1 protein-coding gene is annotated in these 346 nt (G+C 43.1%); it reads left to right on the top strand.

Annotated features, from left to right (window positions below):
• The coding region (locus CWB76_RS19400) for a POT-type proton-dependent oligopeptide transporter (RefSeq protein ID WP_138609747.1) at positions 1 to 346 on the top strand (346 nt) is incomplete at both ends.

The raw sequence follows: 346 nt of genomic DNA, 5'->3' as shown, positions 1-346 counted from the left end.
CGCGCATGGGGCGGTATTGCTGCGTTTGTAATTGTTGTTGCCGGCGTGACTGCTGCTGCGATGACAGGCGCTATAGTTATTAACCCGACTATTGTTGCAGGTTACACAGCAGTTGTATTTACTGTTATCTTTTTCATCTACTTTGGCCTTGTTTATTTTAAAGGCAAACTAACCGACGCTGAAAAGCAAAGAATGTGGGCGCTATTTTTAGTTTGTGTTGCTTCTGCGTGTTTTTGGTCTGGCTTTGAACAAGCGGGCTCTTCATTAAACCTATTTGCTCGTGACTACACAGACCGTCTTATTGGCACATTTGAAATTCCAACGACTTGGTTCCAATCTCTAAATT

The organism is Pseudoalteromonas sp. S1609, from assembly GCF_005887255.1.
Taxonomy (GTDB): Bacteria; Pseudomonadota; Gammaproteobacteria; order Enterobacterales; family Alteromonadaceae; genus Pseudoalteromonas.
The sequence above is the reverse complement of the archived record's forward strand: the minus strand, read 5'-3'. Positions and strand labels throughout refer to the sequence as shown.